Below are 20,722 nucleotides of genomic sequence, written 5' to 3'. Positions count from 1 at the left end.
ACAGACACCAAATATACCTAATTAATTGATATCAATTATAATATATATTTCATTCCCTTTTCAATATGTTACATAGCTGAAATTCAATAATTATCAGGACCTAAATATGATCTTTTCAATCCACCCCAATTGATTAGAACTTTCTCAATCATCATACCCGGTTCGCCACAGATGAATGATATTTTATGCTCTTTAAGACTCTTATTTATGGCAAATTTAAGACGTACTTCAGCACCATTACGTAATACCTGATTCTTCCAGGTAAGATCATATTCCTTGAACTTATTTCTAAATATCTGAGGTATACATCCATCCACAGAGATACCAATATCGGTATTACGTCCCTGATAAAGCGGGAAGAAAGGAACGCTATAGATAGTCACTTCTATAGAGTCATTCTCTATTTTTGGCAATCTATACTCCACTCTGTCACCATTTATATTGCCTGCATCGGCAGGTCTATCTGTAGGTTCACCAAGCTGAAGGACATGCCAATCATATCCCATACCTTCTATGATAGAGAATTTGTGCCCGTTAGACTCATCTTTTTTATTTATCTTGGTTAAGTCAAGAACAAAACATCTATCAAGTTTCTCGCTCTTGACTTTTAAATCGACTGTTCTCTCTTTAACTCCATCTGTGTAAGTCACCGCAGGTTTATTCTGATACAGAGCACACCATCCGGGAGCCAGTTCCATCATACCTTTCCACTTTCCTCCAAGCATAGAGTTATATTGGCTGTTAAGAACTGAAATACTATCGTACGATAGCTCCATCTCTTTTGCCGTCCAGTTAGCTCCTGCATTATTACCCTCCTTTAAAAGCTCATGGTTAAGTTGTGCCATAAGGAATTTTCTGTTCATCTGATAAGAGCCCATAACAGGATATGCAATCATCTCAAAAAATGCTGCACGTCTATTCATAGGCAACTTATCCATAATAGATTTTACCTTATAAGATATCTTTTTATAGTCGCTTAATCTTGATTGAGCCTCTCCATAATTACTGAATGAGTACTCAGTATCTTTCAGTCCGGTATGTTCTTTATCATCCCACTCTCTCTCCCATCCCATGAACTCAGGCTTACGACTCCATGCCAGTCTGTAATATTCATCAAGTAGGGTCTGAAAATCCTTGATATATTCTTTTCCGAATAGGTCACCTAAAAAAAGAGGCTGATGTTTATTTATACTGTTGGCATCAAATTCATCAACATTCCATGCCAAATCAAAGAACGTCTTCATGCCAAGTTCTGAAGGCTTTATATCACCCACATTAAGTAGCCAGTATCTGTCGGCACCTGTATTGTATGCTTTCATCAACTCTTTATACATCAGTAAAGGTGATGTAGTGTTCAACCATAGATAGTCGTGTGGAGCCCCTAAATATGAGAGATGATAGTATACTCCCGATCCTCCCTTACGCTTCTGCTCTTCAAGATTGCTAACTCTTTTTATATATCCATAGTTATCATCTACCCATACCAGGGTTATGTCGTCCGGAATTTGTAATCCATTCTCAAAGACATCCATTGTCTCTTTATATGGTACAAAAATCTGAGGGATATCTTCAATATCCTTAGATATATGATTTGTAAGAATTGAACGCTGATCTTTTATAACTCTTGTCAGGACTTCAACCTGCTTATTCATAGGAAGTCGCCCACGAAGTCCGGCATCATGCAGACCACGCATAGCCACAGTATAGATATTCTCGTATTGTGAAGCCTCCTCCATACGCCTGTTCCACTTCTCCCTGATTACAGAGTCATTTGTTGCATAGTTCCAGTCACCATCACGTTTGATATTAAACTCCGATGGTGCAGCAGTATTAATTAGAAGAGGTTCACAATGAGAGGTAGATATAACTATACCGAATGAGTCGGCAACAACCTTACTATCAGGATGAAAATAGAATGCTCCCGTACATGTATGCATTGCCGGAGCAAGCATATTACCACGAAGACGGAGCACGAGCTCACATACTTTTGCATATGTTTTCGGTCCTATATCTCCCAGATTCTTCTCGTAATTAAATGTAGACCAAGGTTTCAGTCCCCAATCCTCATCATTTATGAATATACCTCTATATTTAACTGAAGGGGTTTTAGATATTACCTCACCTGATAGATACAAGGCGGAGTGTTTCTCCACTGGAACATCTGCCCACCAGTAATATGGGGACACACCTATCTTTTCGGATATGTGTAATGCGCCATAGGCAGTACCTCTGCGGTCACTTCCCACCACTACCAAAGCTCTTCCTATTCCTTGCTCAGGTGTATCAATAACTTTTATAATATATTGTTCCCAACCGTTTTTTATTTGTGACACATCCAATTTGCCTTTAGCAACCTGTTCATCAATCCAACGGTTCTTGCCAAGAGTTCCGATAACGATGACATTATCTCCCTTGGGACTATTTGATATAACAGGACGTATAGAAGTCACCCTCTCTATATCATCAGCAAAAATAGAGACAATATTCTTTACACTTATTTCCTCATTTGCAGAGACCACTAAGTGAAATGTATTACCATTATTACAAATTGGGAAATTATCTCTGGAATATTTATAACTTATATTTATCTGTGCACCAGCATACATTGAAAATATAAGTAAAGTCAAAAAGCAATAGTTTCTTAGCATATCTTTTTAATTTTCAGTTTCTTCTAGTAATTATTTGAATGATATATACACCTATTCTGTACCATTGTCCGCATAATCTTTTGGTGACATACCATAATATTTTTTAAACAGAGTAGAGAAATGAGCATGGCTGTTGAATCCTACAGCATAAGCCACCTGGCTCACATTAACCTGTTTCTCTTTAATCAACCTTGCAGCTTGTTTGAGTCTTATATTCCTTATAAACTCGCTTGATGAGACTCCTGTAATCTCCTTCATTCTACGATGGAGCTGTACACGACTCATTGCAAGATCGGCAGCTAACCTCTCTACATTAAACTCAGGGTCGGTATAGTTATTGTTTATTGAATTCATTATACTCTGCATAAGTGAATCGTCATTACTTTTCATCTCTACATTTTCAACCTTACCCTCTTGAGACTGGTTCCCCGAGAACTTACCCCTTAGCCTACGTACGTTATCTACAAGGTTATCGATAGTTACATGCAATTCATCTATATTAAATGGTTTTGCTATATATGCATCTGCTCCGTAACGAAGTCCATCCAAACGATCCTCAACGGCAGATTTTGATGTAAGTAGAACTACCGGTATATCACTTATATTTGGATTTCCCTTAATACGTTTCAATAGGGTTACTCCATCCATAACAGGCATAACAACATCTGTTATCAGCAGATCATATTGGCCGTTGAATAGTGCATTAAGAGCATCATTTCCATTAGAAACGATATCTACTCTATACCACTCTCCTAATTCAAGCTTTATATACCTTGCAACCTCAATATCATCATCTGCAACAAGAATTTTGAAATTACGGCTGGCACGATAGCGACCTTTGAGTCCATTGATTTCATCCTCGTTATCATTCAACTGATTTGGCTTTAGGTGTTTCTTTCCTAAAGGAAGTGAAATGGTAAAACAAGATCCTCTCTTTCCATCTGAGCGCAAGTTTGCACTTATCTCTCCCCCATGAAGGGTTACCAACTGACGACATAGATTGAGACCGATTCCTGTTCCTCCCACATTATACCCTTTAGAGTTATTACCAAGGTAGAAACGGTCGAAGAGCTTTGGAATATCATCCTTTGAGATTCCTATTCCATCATCCATAACCTCTATGGCTACCATCTTATTTTCAGCCTTTAGATTAATCTCAATATTTCCACCATCAAAAGTATATTTCAGTGCATTCGACAAAAGGTTTGTGATTACCTTTTCAAAATTAGCTCGGTCAACATAAGCCTCAATCTTTTGTCTGTTGCTGGACTGAGTTATATTAATACCACGTTCACGCGCATTGAATTGAAAAAGAGTACTTATTCCGTTTACCAATGTCACAAGGTCTGTACGTTCACAATGAATATTCATTTGGTTCTCGTCAAGTCTCCTTACATCAAGAATCTGGTTTACTAGAGTTAGCATGCGGTCGGCATTACGTCCTATAATATCTACATAATGCTTACTCTCCTCATCCACAGCCATCATTCTCAACTTTTTCAATGGTCCCATTATTAATGTAAGAGGGGAACGTATATCGTGAGTAGCATTAATAAGGAATCTCATCTTCTGCTCCTCATAACGGCTTTGCAATCTTCTGCGATAATAGATATAAAATGAGTAAACAAGTGCGAGTACTATCAATGCATATATTATAAATGCTACATTGCTTGAGTACCATGGAGACTCTATTGATATCTTTATATACTTTACAGGGGTGTCAACTCCATTTACTACAGCTTTCACCTCAAAAATATAATTCCCCGGCTTGATATTGTTGAAACTGAATGTATTCCCCTTATCTATAGCGCAAATCCATTTACTATTTTCGTTTATTCTATACTTATATGTCACATTCTCAGTTTTGTCATACGACAAAGTAGACAGCTGAAACATAAATGTATTATCATCCCATGGTATAGTAAATTCATAATTCACAATATCTTGCCACTTTCCACCAATAGTAAAAGCGGTCAGGAAAACATTACCCGGATCTTTCTTTTTGTTCAACACCTCATCAGGTTTGAAAAACAGTATTCCTTTGTCTGTTCCGAATGCCAGATCATTTCCATCTATGTTAACAGAGGCATCAATCTCATATTCTGTCTTTTTTAAACCATTATCCTTAATATGGTTCACAAGTTTATGAGTCTCCACATTATAGTACCATAATCCTTGCGAAGAGGTTATCCATATGTCTCCATGCTATCTATATTAAGGCCCAAAATATGCAAATTATCAAGTTCTGAAGTATTAGGTAATCGCCCTATCTTATTACTCTTTTTGTCATAGCAGTAGAGTCCTCTGATTGAGGCTATAATAATTCTCCCATAATTATCTTCTACTGTTCCATAGCATAATGTCCCAGGCACAATATTTCTCCATCCGAAGGTTTTGAAACTATTCTTTGCAGGGTTAAAGCAGCATACGCCATCTGCCGTAGAAATCCAAATAAGTTCTGAACTGTCTGTCATGAAATTCATTATCCATCCATTACACAGGGAGCCTTCAGTATTCGAATCATCGCCACTATTAATTACCCTCTTCTCCTCACTTTTAATATCCATCATCATAAAGCCATGTCCAACCAATGATATATATAGATGTTTTTTGTCTATTCCAAAGTGTGTAAACTCGTATTTCTTGTCGGTATATTTATTGGTAAGTTTATTACTTTTCGGATTATATTTCCATAATGTGTTGACTCCACTCATCCAGTACTCTCCCTCGCCATCTGGAATCATACTATTTATACCATAAGGAGAGTCGTGAACTTCCAACGTATGACCAAATGGAGAGATGTGATATATACTTCCATTGTAAGAAGCAGCAATATATCCACCTCCATATAATGGTGCTATAGCAGAAATATTTTTACCGGTAGGATTGTTTTCATCCTCTAAAATCCAATTTCCAAATGGCTCCTTCGATCTATTTATCTCATAAAGTCCACTACGGTAACAACTAAGCCATATATTATCACTCTTATCAATAAGGATGTTATTAACAATGCTTGACTCCATGACAGGCTTATCATTAATACTAACTCTCTTTACTACTTTCTCCCCTTTATTTATTACGAAGAGTCCATTTCCCCTCATTCCTAAATATATATTTCCCTCTTTACTCAGTTTAGACCTCTCTATTATTGCACCTTCCATTTGAGTTAGATCATAACCTGCATCCGAAAAGGTATGGGTAGCATAATCATATCTCATCAACCCTTTAGTACAAACAGCTATAAAACCTTGTTTACCATAATCTATGAAAGATGTTGCAAGACCATACTTCATGTTATAGATAACATCATTCTTCCTATCTCCTCCAATTTTAGTTCTTATCAATAAAGACATATTTCCGGAGTGCCATAAATATCCTTCAGCATCCATAAAAATACGGCTAAAGAAACCCTTTTCTACCTTTCTTAAGGGTGGAATTAAAGATGTAATTTTATTATTTTTGATACAGAAGAGTCCAAATCCGGCAGTACCAAATATTATTTCACCTTTTGGAGATTCTATGATATGTGTAACTCTTGGAGAAACATTGTATGGAAAAGCAAAACGCTCAAAGCTGTTGTCTGAATAGTTATATCGGCACAATCCTTTTCCACACCCTAACCATAGTTCTCCTTTGCTTGATACAAGCATAGTTATTACATCATGGCTTATTAAAGATTTATTATCTCCAATCTGATTAAAATATTGATTAAAGCGATATCCGTCAAAACGATTAAGGCCATATTCTGTGCCTATCCAAATAAAACCATATCTATCCTGAACAATAGACGTTGTACAGCTACTGGACAATTGTTCTGAAGTATAGAGATATCCATTTTGGGCAAATCCTTTAAAAAATGCAACATTAAAGACAATCTCAAAAAGAAGTAATGTAACGAATTTGAAAGTTTGTTTTTTCATAGTAAAGTGCCATTGTATAATAAACTTTTTAAAATTATCTATTTATTTCATTACAGGCATTGAGATTTGTTACATATATTTTATAATCCGTAAAGTGAATAATAGAATGTTATTAAAAAACAATAGGCCGTTAATGAATAACGACCTATTAAACTTAAATTTAAACTAATGATAAAAAAATACATTCACACACTTAAAAATATATACTTATTTATTTATTCATAATCACATAACTAATACTGTAATCGAGTATGGAGCGAGAGTAAGGTTAAATTTATTTCCTACCTTCTGCTTTGAAACTATAGGTACTATCTTCTTAGGATTATCTATAGAGTTTGTATCTTCCGGTTTTTCTGAAGAAAGAACACTCTTTATTCCCTTGCTCTTAACCTTTGCACCATCTACATTAACAATTATATCCGATTTTGTACTTCCCCCATTAACTACTTTAAGATAAATCTTACCATTCTTTGAATCTTTTGTAGCGGAATAGTATATCTGAGGTAATTTATCTTTGCCAAATGTCAGAGTTGGAATATCAGAAGCCTCTACAGGTACTATTTTATCACCTACATTACCTGCAAACATGCACTGTGCATAGTATGATGGAGAGCCATATGCAGAAATTGCATCATAACCTATAAGATCACTCTCCCACTGCATTGCTCCCGGATTTACGTTTACAAAAAGAGGTGCATAACAATGAGCAACTACAATGTCTGAATTACGTTCCATACATGCCATCCATGCAGCATCTCCAAGAGCAGCATTCATATTTGTAGTAGGTTTACCTTCACGAGATGCCCATTCTCCACAGAATATCTTCGGTCCTTTACGGTCATAGCTGTCATATTGATTTGCTGCGCGATACATACTTTCAGTATTGCGATAATAGTGCTCGTCGATTACATCAAGTTTGATATCTTTAACTCCAGATTTTTCTGCTTGATCGGCCATCATCTTAGCATCTATTGTTGATACAATCTGTAAGTTAGGATATTTAGCTTTTATTGCCTCATAGAACTTTTTATATCTACCAGGATAGCTATTGCTCCTATCAAAGAAGTCCTCATTACCAATCTCTACGTATCTTAATGAGAATGGCTCAGGATGTCCATCTTTAGCACGTTGAGCTCCCCATTTTGTATCAACTCCACCGATAATATATTCTATCTCATCAAGTGCATCATTAACAAATCCATCAAGATAATCAGCTGTTATATAATCTCCATTAAGAGTATAACCGGCAAAAACTCCAAGCAATGGTTCTGCACCAACATCTTCAGCCCAAAGAAGAAATTCAAGAAGTCCCATACCATCAGAAGAACGATAACCCCATGGGCTCATGTGTCCAACTCGTTCATCAGGATCACCAATTGTTCGCTTCCAGTCAAAGCGATTACGGAAATCATTTCCTTCCAGATAATTACCTCCAGGGAAACGCAAGAACTTAGGATGCATCTCACACATCATCTGCATAAGATCCTTTCGAAGTCCATTCTTGCGTCCTTTAAATGTTTCTGGGAAGAGGGTTACACGTGAAAGCCAATATTTACCACTCTGGCAAGCTGTTATATGGAATTTTACATCTTTTGTCGCTTTAATCTCTCCTGGAATATCAAGGATAAAAGAGTGTTTGCTCCAACTTTTATCTATATTCTTAACTTCTTGTTTTGCATATACTGTTTTCCCGTCAGTGCTGACTAAACTAACAATAACTGACATAGGCGCATCGGAATTACCCTTTGCAAAAAAAGCCCCTTCGAAATGTTCATTAGGTTTAACGGGAATCCCCCAGAATCCATCATTTGTTAATGTAGAACCTACTTTCGCCTCAAAACATAAAGAGACAGGATTTGCTCTGTTGATGCCATCATTCATGGCCAAGCTGATATGAGAGTTTATTGTATCTGTAACATTCCAGTACTTTGGACCACCTGGTTTCCAACGTCCCCAAGCCTGTCTAGCTCCATTGCGATCTTCTTTAAAAGAACTGTTTCCTATAAGCTGGGCATAAAGTCCACCCTCATAAGAATAGTTTATTTCTTCTGTCATTAGTCCATAAAGAGTTGGACTAACTTCTTTTTCTGCCTTATCAACCTTCAATGTTAATTTAGGCTGTGCCATTACTGAAGAGATCATCAGTAAAGCAACTAATGTAATAGTGGTTTTTAGTGCTTTCATTATCTCTAATAGATTTTTAGATTTTATTTCTTGCAAAGATTATTTATTTCAATATAAATAGACAATATATATGTTTCAAAAGCTTTGTAAAATGATTCATCATAATATAATAATTATAAGCTATAATCAACAGGCAAATTGGCTTGATAATCAATACAAATCTAAATATTTAGACAAGTTTTGTTTGTCCAAAGGCTTAGGACAAATATCCTAAAGCTTAGGATAAATATCCAAAGGCATTGGATAAGTATCCTAAAGTTAAGGATATGTTTATAAATTCCTATAATTGAATAAGATATAAAAAATAGGGCTCTTTAAATAAAGGGCCCTATTTTTTATATTATTAAACTTTGTGAACTATTCTTCATCCATCTTGAAACTCTTGAGAATGCTTTCTGCTATCGCCTCTTCTCCATTAGAATGGATAACAGATACAAAGAATACATTTCCTGCTGCCTTAGTCATCAAATAACAATAGCAACATTTATCTACATCACAACTACCGTGAACAAAGATTCCATAGAATTGAGGTAAGTCAAACTTCTTTGTAGAAGAGCGTTTAGTCATACCATCTTCATCAGCAAGTCCCAACAACTCCTTTTCAAGATCATCTTTAGTCATACCATCAGAATCCAAAGCCTGAATAGTAATATAGAAGTTATTATTGTTAAGCAAGAAAGTCTCTTCTGTATCCTCTTCCACTCCTATTCCTTTGGGAGCTTTAAAAGTTAGTCCATAGGCGCTCCATGTTATTGGTGCCAAGTTCTGAGCCATACCCTGTAGTGATGCAAGGCAAAACAATACAATCAAAAAAAGATTACGTATCATACTGACAGAACAAAGTTTGAAAGTTAATAATTAATTATTTATCTTTTTCTCTAATTTCAACTCTACGGATTTTACCACTTATCGTTTTTGGAAGTTCATCAACGAACTCAATCACTCTAGGGTATTTATATGGAGCAGTAACACGCTTAACATGATCCTGTATCTCTTTTATAAGTTCAGGACCTTCCTTGCCTTTATACTCTTTACTTAATACTATAGTAGCCTTAACCACTTGTCCTCTTATCTCATCAGGTACCCCTGTTATGGCACATTCAACAACAGCTTTATGAGTCATAAGTGCACTCTCCACTTCGAATGGGCCGATACGGTAACCTGAGCTCTTTATAACATCATCTGCACGGCCTACAAACCAGTAGTATCCGTCTTCATCTCGCCATGCTACATCACCTGTATAATAAATATCATCATGCCAAGCTTCTTGAGAACGTTCTTTATCTCTGTAATATTCTTTAAACAGACCTAGAGGTTTTCCCTTATCTGTTCTTATCACAATCTGTCCCTGTTCACCATCCTCTGCAGAACGTCCGTCTGAAGTAATCAGGTCTATATCATACTGTGGATTTGGAACTCCCATACTTCCAGGTTTTGGTTCCATCCAAGGGAATGTAGCAAGAGTAAGAGTTGTCTCAGTCTGTCCAAAACCCTCCATGAGACGTATTCCTGTTATCTCCTTGAAAGTCTTATATACAGAGAAATTCAGTGCTTCACCGGCAGTTGTACAATATTCTAGAGAAGTGAGATCATATTTACTAATATCCTCTTTTATAAGGAAACGATATATTGTAGGAGGTGCGCAAAGTGATGTGATACGATATTGATGAATCTTACCCAAGATATCGGCAGGGGTAAATTTCTCGTGATCGTATACAAATATATTTGCTCCGGCAATCATCTGACCATATAGTTTTCCCCATACTGCCTTACCCCAACCAGTATCGGCTATAGTAAGATGCAAACTATCTTTGTGAAGGTTATGCCAGAAAGAAGCTGTAACGATATGTCCTAATGGATATGTAAAATCGTGTGCAACCATCTTAGGTTCACCTGTTGTTCCGGAAGTGAAATACATCAATGAAATATCACTGTTTGCATTTACATTCTTAGGGCGTACAAATGGTGCAGCATTCTCAATGCCCTTGTGAAAATCAAAAAAGCCTTCAGGATATTCAGGGCCTACACTTACAAGAGTCTTTAGTGTTGGAGAATCGGCAACAGCATCGAAAATATGTTGTGTTATTACTCCCTCTCCTGCGGCTACAATCATCTTAATTCCTGCAGCATTACATCTGTAAACTATATCCTTTTTTGTAAGAAGATGCGTAGCAGGTATTGCAACTGCACCAAGTTTATGAAGAGCAATAATAGAGAACCAAAATTCATATCTTCTCTTTAAAATCAGCATAACCATATCTCCTTTGCCTATTCCAAGGCTTTGAAAATAAGAAGCTGTTTTATCTGTATATTTCTTTAAATCAGCATAAGTAAACTGAATATGCTCTCCCTTATCGTTTGTCCATAATAAGGCTTTTTTCTCAGGATCTTCTTCTGCCCAGGCATCCACAACATCATAACCGAAATTAAAGTTTTCTGGTACTTTTATCTTAAGATTATTCTTAAAATCTTCTTGTGAAGTAAAATCTACTTTATCTAAAAAATTTTCTATCATATAATACCTAATTACATAATTATTGCAAGGAACTTCACCTGTTTGTTATCCAAGGCACGCATACCATGGGGAACTGATGAATCAAAATATATACTATCACCCTCATTAAGTATAATATGCTTACCTTTAAATTCAAGAAGCAATTTACCTTGAAGAATATAATTGAATTCCTGACCTTCATGAGAGTTTTGATATATAGGTGTATCCTCTGGCTTAGGCTCAACTGTGACGATAAATGGGTCTACAATTCTTCTACGGAATCCAGAAGCTAGAGCTTCATATTTATACGCTTTGGTACGTTCCACAGAGACTCCAGTATCACGTCTAGTTAGAAAATATGAGTTCATCTTTGGTTCCTCGCCAAACATAAGAACATCTAATGTAATGCCATATTTTCGAGCAATCTTTTGCAATGTACTAACAGATATATCACTTTTTCCACTCTCCATTGCTAAATAATCATCAATATTGATGTTACAGCTTTGCGCAACTTCATCCGGGGTAATTTCTAATACTTCACGTAGTCCTTTTAGTCTCTCGGCTATTTGTTTAATGTTGTCACTCATATTACTATAATTTAGTGTTCAAAGATAATTAAGATTTTACAATTACTATAAAAAATGCCGGCATAATATAAATCTGGTCCCATTTAATTGCAAAATCATGACCAATATATAATAAAAAAAGGACCAACATTACATAATGTAAGCGGTCCTTTACTAAGATTCTATAAGAATTTATTTCACTTCTGCTTTTTTGTTGCTAGCTTTCTCAGCCTTGTTTACACCTTCTTTTGCTTTGCAGCAAGTCTTATTTTCAGCTTTAGCGCACTCTTTTTTATCAGCTTTGCAGCAAGACTTATTTTCAGCTTTGGCACACTCTTTTTTATCAGCTTTGCAGCATTGTTCTGCCTTTGCTACTTTCTGAGTCTTTGCAACTTTCTGAGCATTAATTGCTGAATATGAACCCATAGCAGCAATCATCACAACACACATAATTAACTTTTTCATACTACACAATCTGTTTTTGATAATTTATAATAATCTATTCTAGAATAATGATGACAAATAAAGCGAATAATTCTCCATGTTAATCAGTTCTTGTTTTTTTTAACTTTAAATTTACTAACAAATATAATATCCGAATAATAAACAGCCAAAGAGGATAATATCTGTTATATTAATGTCTTTCTCTTGGTGTAGTTTTCTCTGAACTCTTTTGGAGAACAACCTTTCTTTTTCTTAAAAATACGATTGAAATTTGAAAGGTTATTGAATCCGCAATCATAACATATTTCAGCAATAGAAGTCGATGTGTCTACAAGCATTCTTGTTGCAAACCCTAAACGAATATCGACAATGAAGTCAGAAAGGGTCTTCCCAGTTCTAAGGTGAAAGAAACGGCTAAATGAAACAGGAGTCATATTAACCAATTCTGATAGTGTATTGAGGCGTAACTCCTCTTTATAGTGATCCTCTATATATTTTTGTACTTTAGAAACTCTTCTGCTGTCACTTGAACTTTCTATCCTAGCAAAAGAAGAACTTGACAATTCACGCACATCATCGTAGAGAGAAAGTTCATGTAGGATGGATAGAAATTTTATTACCGCATAAAATCCATCTTTCTCAGAAGAGAGTGTATCAAGTGTGGAGTAAACCTTCATGATTGCCTCAGTAGGGAAACATATTCCTCTCTGTGCCTTTTCAAGCATTTTACTAATACTATCGAATTGACTCTTCTTAATAAAGTTGTTAAAGAAGAGGTCTGGAGAGAATTGAATGGTAATCTCCCTAATTTTATCTGAAGTGCAGTCCCCCTGTTCCCAAACATGTTCAAGATCCTTGCCGGTTATTAGTACCATATCATACTCACCAATTATCTCTGAGGAGTCGCCAACGATTCTTCTTACACCATTAGCATGGGCTGTAAAATTTAGTTCAAATTCCGGATGACTATGAATAGGATAAGTAAACTCATTCTTAAACCTATCTGCTATATAAAAACAATCACGATCTGATAATGGAGTTATCTCTCTTATTATGTTATTTGTCTTCTTCATAGTGCTTTATTGTATATACAAATATAATGATTATATATTACTATAATCTTTATTTACATAAACTATTTTACTGACATCAATCAATTTAATTTGAGATAGATAGATAAATTAGTATCATCTTAAGCAAATCATTAAATCTATTTTTGTATAAAATATATATAATATGAGAAGAGAAATTATTCTATTATTACTTATTGCACTTATCTGTTCACCTATTTCATCTCAGATAAGAGGTAATGAGATTAGAGTGTCGGTAAGTTTGAATCATGATAACTGGCAATACAAGACAGGAGAGAGCTGCAAATTTACTATAAGTGTATACAAGGCAGAAAATCTTTTAAAGGACGCTGTAATAGATTACACTATACAACAGGAAACGAACACTTCTGAAAAAAGAGATAATATTGTATTGAAAGACGGAACAGCTGTTGTAAATAGCAAATTAAACAAACCTGGATTTGTAAGATGTGAGGTCACTGCCCATGTAAATGGATATGATTATAAGGGATCAGCTACTGCCGGATATAATGTTGAAAAGATAGGACCTTGTGCTGAGATGCCCGAAGATTTTATGACCTATTGGGAAAGCGCATTGTCTGAAGCCAGAAAGATACCTATTGAACCTAAGATGGAGATCATTCCATCGTCATGTACCGATAAGGTGAATGTATATCAGGTCAGTTTTCAGAATATACGTCCTGGTTCAAGAACGTACGGCATTCTATGCATCCCCAAAAAAGAGGGCAAATATCCTGCATTACTGAGAGTACCGGGAGCAGGAGTAAGAGCTTACTATGGAGATATAGAGACAGCTTCAAAAGGTGCAATAACATTAGAGATAGGCATTCATGGAATTCCGGTAACAATGAGCAATGACTACTATGATAAGTTGGCGCAAGGAGCCTTAACGGATATTGGAATTTTAACCTGGCAAACAGAGATGAATTCTACTATAAAAGAGTTTTTATTGGAGCCTTAAGAGCTGTAGATTATATCTGTTCACTGGACGAGTTTAACCATAAACAGCTTGGAGTAACCGGTTCAAGTCAAGGAGGAGCACTATCTATTGCAACTGGGGCATTAGACAAGAGAGTAACATTTATTGCAGCTGTTCACCCAGCAATGTGTGACCATACTGCCTTCCTTCACCAACAACAGGGAGGATGGCCATGCTATTTCCTTTACAATGACAATCCATCACAAGCAGATATTAATACAAGCAAATATTATGATGTAGTAAACTTTGCAAGATTACTAAACATTCCTGGTTGGTATAGTTGGGGGTACAATGACAATGTTTGCTCTCCGACATCAATGTATGCAGCTTACAACTCAATAAAATCGCCCAAAGAAATTAGTCTATACCTTCAAACTGCTCATTTCTGGTATCAGGAACAGTGGGATGAATGGTGCAAATGGATATGGAACAAAATGAATTTACAGTGATTGTTCAAAATTGTATCATTTAATGATAAAATAGTATTTGAATCACTTCTTTAAATACACTTTATTTGTGAGTTGTAATTTATGTTAAACTTAAATCATTAAAACCGAATAATCTTTAAAAGGTAAAGATTACCAATTGTTCTATAAATATAACATGAAAAATAAATGTTACACAAAAAAATAAATGAATAGAGGCCGTTTTCGTATTTATATTTTTTATAATATTGCCTTTATGTAACGTTTGAAATTTAGTTTGTAACATGTTGTAAAATAAATGCAACAAATTTTCTGTTAAAATTATAATAAATTTAACCAACACCACTATAATAAATCTATTGACAAGCGGAATTATCAAGTTAAAATAAACAAAGTTTAAACCCTTAATCAATATGAATATGAAAACATGATTCAAGCTTATATTTCCTTGATTTTAATGGTATTATATATACCTTATTAAATAGAGTTATTTTTCTATTACCTTAAAATAATTTTTTATATGAAAAACGTTAATCTGAAAAGAAGCTTCGGGCTATTATCACTTTTGTTGATGATACCTGTTTTGGTTTTCGCCCAAAACCTAGCAGTTAAAGGTACTGTTAAGGATCCATTTGGCAATGCAATGCCAGGTGTGAACGTCCTTCAAGTAGGTACTACAAATGGTATTATTACCGATTTAGATGGAAATTACTCAATCAATGTCCCATCTAATGCAAAACTTTCATTCTCTTTTATCGGATACACAACACAAACAGTTTCTGTATCTGGAAAAAGAACCATCAATGTTACACTTAATGAGGATTCAAAATCTTTGGATGAAGTTGTAGTAGTTGGTTATGGTACACAGAAGAAGAGTGATATCTCTGGTTCTGTTGCTTCTGTTGACCGCGAAGCAATGATGCGTAAAGTTCCAGTAAACGTAGCACAAGGTTTGCAAGGTGCTGCTGCCGGTGTGATGGTAACTTCACAAGACGGTGCTCCTGAGGCTAACGCAGCTATCCGTATCCGTGGTGTTGCGACCATCAATGGCTCTGCTGACCCTCTTTACGTAGTTGACGGCGTTCAAGTTGGAACAAATGTAAACTTCCTTAACCCATCAGATATCGAGAGCATGGAAGTATTGAAAGATGCTTCTGCAACAGCTATCTACGGTTCTGCAGGTGCTAATGGTGTTATCATGATTACAACAAAACATGGTGCTAAAGGTAACTCATCTATTACATTGACAGCTGACTTCGGTCTTCAAACTATATCTAGCAACCTTGAAGTTAACAGTCTTGATGGCTATGCAGCTTTAATCCGTCAGGCACATGCAAATGACGCTTCAGGTCTTTACAACCAGATCTGGGCTGAGCAATATGATGGAAAGCGTAAACAGATAGATTGGTTAGACCAAATGACTCGTACAGCATTACGTCAGAACTATAATCTCTCTTCATCAGGTGGTAATGATAAGAGCCAGTATAACTTCTCTGTTGGTTACCTTGATAACAAAGGTTTGATTGTGAACTCACAATATCAACGTATTACTGCACGTGCTAATGTTAAGACTCAAATCAATAAGTACTTAGAATTTGGTGGTGACTTAAACTTCGTTCATACAGACTCTCATGGATCAAACGGTACTGTAGGTAACTTCGGTAACATGTCATCTTTCCGTGACTTGGAAATTCTTTGTCCTACAATGGATTATATAACTACAGAGGGAGTACATGTATCTCCTAATGTTGTAAATGCTGATGGTACTTACGGTAGTGCAGCTCTTGGTAAAAATGCTAATGAAGGTTTCCTTGATTCATACAATAACATCTATGCTACACAGATGAACAACAGATCACGTAACCGTAACAACCGTGTTTTGGCTAGTGCATATTTGAATTTGACTCTATTTAAAGGATTAAGTTACAAGACTTTGGTATCTTACAACTACAATTCTGGTTCATACAATAGTTTCGTTGGTTCTTCAAACAACAAACGTTTCAACGATGTTGCTGGAACAATGACTGAAGTTACTTTGAACAAATTGGATTACACTAACACATTCAATTTAAGTAACAATGACAGCCAGACTCTTTCTATCCAGAACTATTTCACTTATAATTGGAAGAACGATATCCATAATCTTACATTGATGGCTGGTAATGAGGTTTCTCGTTTCTACGGTCAATGGACAAGTGCAGGTGCAAAGAACTTCCCTGGTGACAATGTAAGAAACGTATCAATGACTTCTGATGTTAGTTCTCTTACAGCAGGTGGTAGCTTGAACCTTGAATCACGTAACATCTCTTACTTCGCTCGTGGATCTTACAGCTTGTATGACCGCTATATCTTTACTGGTACTGTTCGTCGTGATGGTTCTTCAAATTTCGGTGCAGGTAACCGTTGGGGTACATTCCCATCAGCAGCAGCTGCTTGGCGTATTTCTGAAGAGGACTTCATGAAAGACCAGGATATTATTTCTAACTTGAAACTTCGTTTAGGTTGGGGACAGACTGGTAACTCAGGTGGTGCAACAGACCTTTCAGTAGCTGCATTAAGTGCTGCAGGTATTAAATATAACTTCTATAGCCAAGGAGGTAATATTGGTATCGGATCTACTCCTTCTGCAAACGGTGGTACATTCCAAGGACTTGTAGATACAAATCTAAAATGGGAGACTAATGAGCAGACTAATATCGGTATTGACCTTGGGTTACTTAATGGTGAGTTGAATGTTACAGCTGACTACTTCATCCGTAAATCAAAAGATCTATTACTTTATCGTCAGGTACGTCCTTCAACAGGTTTCACTCAGGTATACACTAACTATGGTGAGATTAACAATAAAGGATTTGAATTGAGCGTTAACTATAAGAAACGTCTTAATGATGATTGGACAATCAATGCTACATTGAATGGTTCTACATTGAAGAACGAAATTAAGAAGATGGGTGAGCCAGTATATTATACTAACTCAGACTCAAGTGGTCAAGGGACAGGTGATGGTTCTAATACTGGTGCAGTAGGTGCTGCTGCTGGTTATCACTGGGGTAATCACTCTATTTCTAAAGAGGGCTATGCTGTAGGTTCATTCTATGGTTACCGTGTAGAAGGTGTATTCAAAGATAAAGCTGCTGTAGATGCTGCAAATGCTGCTACAAATGGAAAGAACAGTGGATTCTACCAGAATAGCAAAACTCAGGCTGGTGACTTCAAGTTCAAAGACTTGGATGGCAATGGTTTCATCGATGAAAACGATATGGATGTTTTGGGTAATGGTTTCCCAACACTTAACTACAGTTTGAATCTTTCTGCTACATATAAAAATTGGGACTTCTCAATGTATACTTATGGTGTATTAGGACAAAAGATATTCTCTTACTCAGCAATGCGTTTGAGCAATATGTTTACTGCTGATGACCCAACTCCAAATATTTTGAAAGAGGCAGCTGAAAAAGCTTGGTCACCAACTAACACTAATGGAACATTACCACGCCTTTCACTTTTGGATGCAAACTACAACATGCGTGCTTCTGATGCATGGGTTAAGAATGGTGATTTCTTAAAGATCAGCAACGTTCAGGTTGGTTATACTTTACCAAAATCTTTGGTAAACAAAATGTTACTTCAGAATGCAAGAGTTTATCTAGCTGTATCTAATTTGTTTACTTTCTCATCATATAATAAATATGGTGATCCAGAGTGCGGTCAAGGTAGTGTACTCGTAACAGGTCTTGATACAGGTCGTTATCCTTCACCACGTACATTCTCATTCGGCCTAAATGTTCAATTCTAACAATTTAAATGAAAGACATATGAAATTCAATAAAATACTATATAGTTTGCTCGCAGGGTCTGCTCTTTTATTTGGAGCTACCTCTTGTGACAATGAAGAATTCCTGACAGTAGATCATTACTCTATTTTGGATTTGAACTCAGGATATGATAACGATACCCACCTATTAAGAAGTTTGAACGGATGCTACGACTCAATGCTTCCTGACGAAGATGAAAACTATAATGATGACGCATTCAAACCATACATCTTTACCGGATGTCATCCTACAATGGATACTCAGGCAACAGGTTGGGATAAGGACTTTATGACTCAGAGTTGGACAGCTGAGAAAAAAGAGCTAAGACAAGGTTGGAACAGAGCATATAGCGGTATCTCTCGCTGTAACGACTTCCTTGCTAACTTAGCAGCAAACACTGCTAATTTCTCTTCTGAAGTTGCTAAAACAGCAGAAGGCGAAGCTAGAGTTGTACGTGCATTCCACTACTTCTGGTTAGCTACTACATTCGGACGTGTTCCTATGCTTCAGACTGGTGAGACTTATGTAAATACTCCTTATAAAGCAAGAGCTCAATCTTACGAAGAGATGTGGGACTTCATCATTGATGACTTGAAGCAAGCTTCTGATCTATTAGCTTGGAAACCTTATCAAAGCAACTATGGACGTTGTACTAAAGGTATGGCTCTTGCTTATCTAGGTGATGCTTACATGTGGAAAGCTTATCGTTGCCCTGACGTTGCTACAGCTTGCTACCAAGAGGCTGAGAAAGCATTGAAAGCAGTTTTGGATTGTGGTGAATATGAATTGAACAAATCATATACGACTCTTTGGGATGCTACAGGTGTTTATGGTAAAGAATCAATTTACGAACAGGTATTGAATGAAGGTGATAAATGGAGTAGCTGGGATGGTAACGCTGTAAGTGGTGCTAACGGCTGGACAATTTATTACTCTGCAGCTCCTGCAAATGGTGGTTGGGGTACAATCGCTCTTTCTTGGGAACTTTATGATTCATTCGAACCAGGTGATAGACGTCGTGACGGTTCTTTAGTTACTGCAGGTATACCAGAGTCTAAATTGGTTAAACCTGAATGGAAGAGTACTATCAAACCACAACAAGAGTGGTTAGATGCTCCATCTAATGCAGATTATTTGGATAAAGTAAATGCTTCTCCTAATGGTTTCAATCCATTCGTTCAGGAATATTTGAACTATGATAACTATAAATATGATACAGGTGGTGAATATGCTCCTGCTGTTTATACTACTAAATACTGGCGTTTGGGACGTTGCCACTGGAATAATGACCAATGGGCACCAGCTCAGATTTATAGAAAACGTCTTCCTAACGTAATGTTAGACTATGCAGAATGTCGTTTCAATCTTTATGGAGAGAATGATGCTCAAGGCTGGGCTCAGATTAATACACTCCGTAATCGTGCATTTGGTAACCTTGAAGCAGGAAATGCTCAGAGCTTAACTGAAAAGTATGCTCCTTATTACAATAATGAAATGGCAAAATTCTATGCTGATGGTGGATTTGGTGACTATGTTCCTACCACTAGTTATCCTTACCCATTTGCTACAGCTGCTGTTACTGTTCCTGATGCTAAGACATACTATACTCAGTTGAAAGCTCAGAAAGGCTTTACATCTCCAGTATGGAAAGTTGCTTTAAACATGGAACGTCGTAAAGAGTTCAGTGCTGAATGGTGTTTGTGTCCTGATATGTTAAAATCTGGTTTCATGGAAGATCATATTGCACATAACTATCCAAAACATGCTCAGGCATCAGATCCTAAGAGTGACTGGCAGTCTGTACGTCAGTTCGATTTCGATCCTAAGAGAATGGATATGCCTATTCCTACTGATGAGTTGGTTAAAAACCCACTTTGCGATCAGAACGATGCATACAAATAATATTTAGAATTTAATGTCAATAGGATATTAGTTTTTAAGAGCTGAAGGGGTTTCCTAATTTATTGGGAAGCCCCTTCTTTTTTGTGCAATCCTTTCTATAAGTTTAGCAGTTTATATCTCTAATGATTACTATAATTATGCTTTAAATAAAACAACTGAATGTTCAACATGGTTGCTAAACTTCTATTTAACAATTTCTATGGTGATACCTTATATAGATAAAACATGTGTGGATGGTTAGATTATACAAATGA

Annotated in this window: 13 protein-coding genes; 4 read left to right on the top strand and 9 right to left on the bottom strand. The window is 36.3% G+C overall.

Features of this window, described 5'->3' with window-relative positions; translation table 11 throughout:
* Window positions 1-83: 83 nt before the first annotated feature.
* The 9 genes from JCM15092_RS02890 to JCM15092_RS02855 all read right to left on the bottom strand — a co-directional run bounded on the left by JCM15092_RS02890 (window position 84) and on the right by JCM15092_RS02855 (window position 13,329).
* On the bottom strand, window positions 84-2,627 hold the full coding sequence (locus JCM15092_RS02890) for a glycosyl hydrolase 115 family protein (protein WP_204367503.1): 2,544 nt from the start codon (window positions 2,625-2,627) through the stop codon (window positions 84-86).
* 72 nt (window positions 2,628-2,699) lie between these two features.
* On the bottom strand, window positions 2,700-4,787 hold the full coding sequence (locus tag JCM15092_RS16465; protein WP_159101362.1) for a hybrid sensor histidine kinase/response regulator transcription factor: 2,088 nt from the start codon (window positions 4,785-4,787) through the stop codon (window positions 2,700-2,702).
* A gap of 47 nt (window positions 4,788-4,834) precedes the next feature.
* Window positions 4,835-6,568: a ligand-binding sensor domain-containing protein gene (locus JCM15092_RS16460; protein WP_051532465.1), complete on the bottom strand. Its 1,734-nt coding sequence runs from the start codon at window positions 6,566-6,568 to the stop codon at window positions 4,835-4,837.
* Window positions 6,569-6,793: 225 nt separating this feature from the next.
* A complete protein-coding gene (locus JCM15092_RS14730) occupies window positions 6,794-8,752 on the bottom strand; it encodes an alpha-L-arabinofuranosidase family protein (RefSeq protein ID WP_034541471.1) in 1,959 nt (652 codons plus the stop codon).
* Between the two features lie 357 nt (window positions 8,753-9,109).
* The gene (locus JCM15092_RS02875) at window positions 9,110-9,580 is read right to left on the bottom strand and encodes an amidohydrolase family protein (protein ID WP_084488423.1); all 471 of its coding nucleotides are present in this window, start codon (window positions 9,578-9,580) and stop codon (window positions 9,110-9,112) included.
* 34 nt (window positions 9,581-9,614) lie between these two features.
* A complete protein-coding gene (locus tag JCM15092_RS02870; RefSeq protein WP_024993339.1) occupies window positions 9,615-11,267 on the bottom strand; it encodes an AMP-binding protein in 1,653 nt (550 codons plus the stop codon).
* Window positions 11,268-11,278: 11 nt separating this feature from the next.
* Complete coding sequence (locus JCM15092_RS02865; protein ID WP_024993338.1) at window positions 11,279-11,833, bottom strand: helix-turn-helix domain-containing protein; 555 nt, start codon at window positions 11,831-11,833, stop codon at window positions 11,279-11,281.
* A 171-nt stretch (window positions 11,834-12,004) separates the two neighbouring features.
* Entirely contained in the window at window positions 12,005-12,277 is a 273-nt protein-coding gene (locus JCM15092_RS14725) for a hypothetical protein (protein WP_051532464.1), read from the bottom strand.
* A 164-nt stretch (window positions 12,278-12,441) separates the two neighbouring features.
* Window positions 12,442-13,329 (bottom strand): AraC family transcriptional regulator, encoded by an 888-nt coding sequence (locus JCM15092_RS02855; protein WP_024993336.1) that lies wholly within the window; start codon window positions 13,327-13,329, stop codon window positions 12,442-12,444.
* Between the two features lie 163 nt (window positions 13,330-13,492).
* Here JCM15092_RS02855 and JCM15092_RS17880 point away from each other — a divergent pair, with 163 nt between their 5' ends.
* The 4 genes from JCM15092_RS17880 to JCM15092_RS02840 all read left to right on the top strand — a co-directional run bounded on the left by JCM15092_RS17880 (window position 13,493) and on the right by JCM15092_RS02840 (window position 20,468).
* Window positions 13,493-14,308 carry an acetylxylan esterase gene (locus tag JCM15092_RS17880; RefSeq protein ID WP_369384638.1) on the top strand — a complete coding sequence of 272 codons (816 nt, stop codon included), beginning with the start codon at window positions 13,493-13,495 and terminating at the stop codon, window positions 14,306-14,308.
* Entirely contained in the window at window positions 14,257-14,775 is a 519-nt protein-coding gene (locus JCM15092_RS17875) for an acetylxylan esterase (protein WP_369384641.1), read from the top strand. Before JCM15092_RS17880 ends, JCM15092_RS17875 begins: the two co-directional genes overlap by 52 nt.
* Before the next feature lie 496 nt (window positions 14,776-15,271).
* Window positions 15,272-18,547 carry a SusC/RagA family TonB-linked outer membrane protein gene (locus JCM15092_RS02845; RefSeq protein WP_024993335.1) on the top strand — a complete coding sequence of 1,092 codons (3,276 nt, stop codon included), beginning with the start codon at window positions 15,272-15,274 and terminating at the stop codon, window positions 18,545-18,547.
* A 19-nt stretch (window positions 18,548-18,566) separates the two neighbouring features.
* Window positions 18,567-20,468, top strand: a complete 1,902-nt coding sequence (locus JCM15092_RS02840) for a RagB/SusD family nutrient uptake outer membrane protein (RefSeq protein ID WP_024993334.1) — start codon at window positions 18,567-18,569, stop codon at window positions 20,466-20,468.
* Window positions 20,469-20,722: the final 254 nt, after the last annotated feature.

It is taken from the genome of Phocaeicola paurosaccharolyticus JCM 15092 (assembly GCF_000613805.1).
GTDB lineage: Bacteria > Bacteroidota > Bacteroidia > Bacteroidales > Bacteroidaceae > Phocaeicola > Phocaeicola paurosaccharolyticus.
This window is presented reverse-complemented; position numbering and strand designations above follow the sequence as displayed.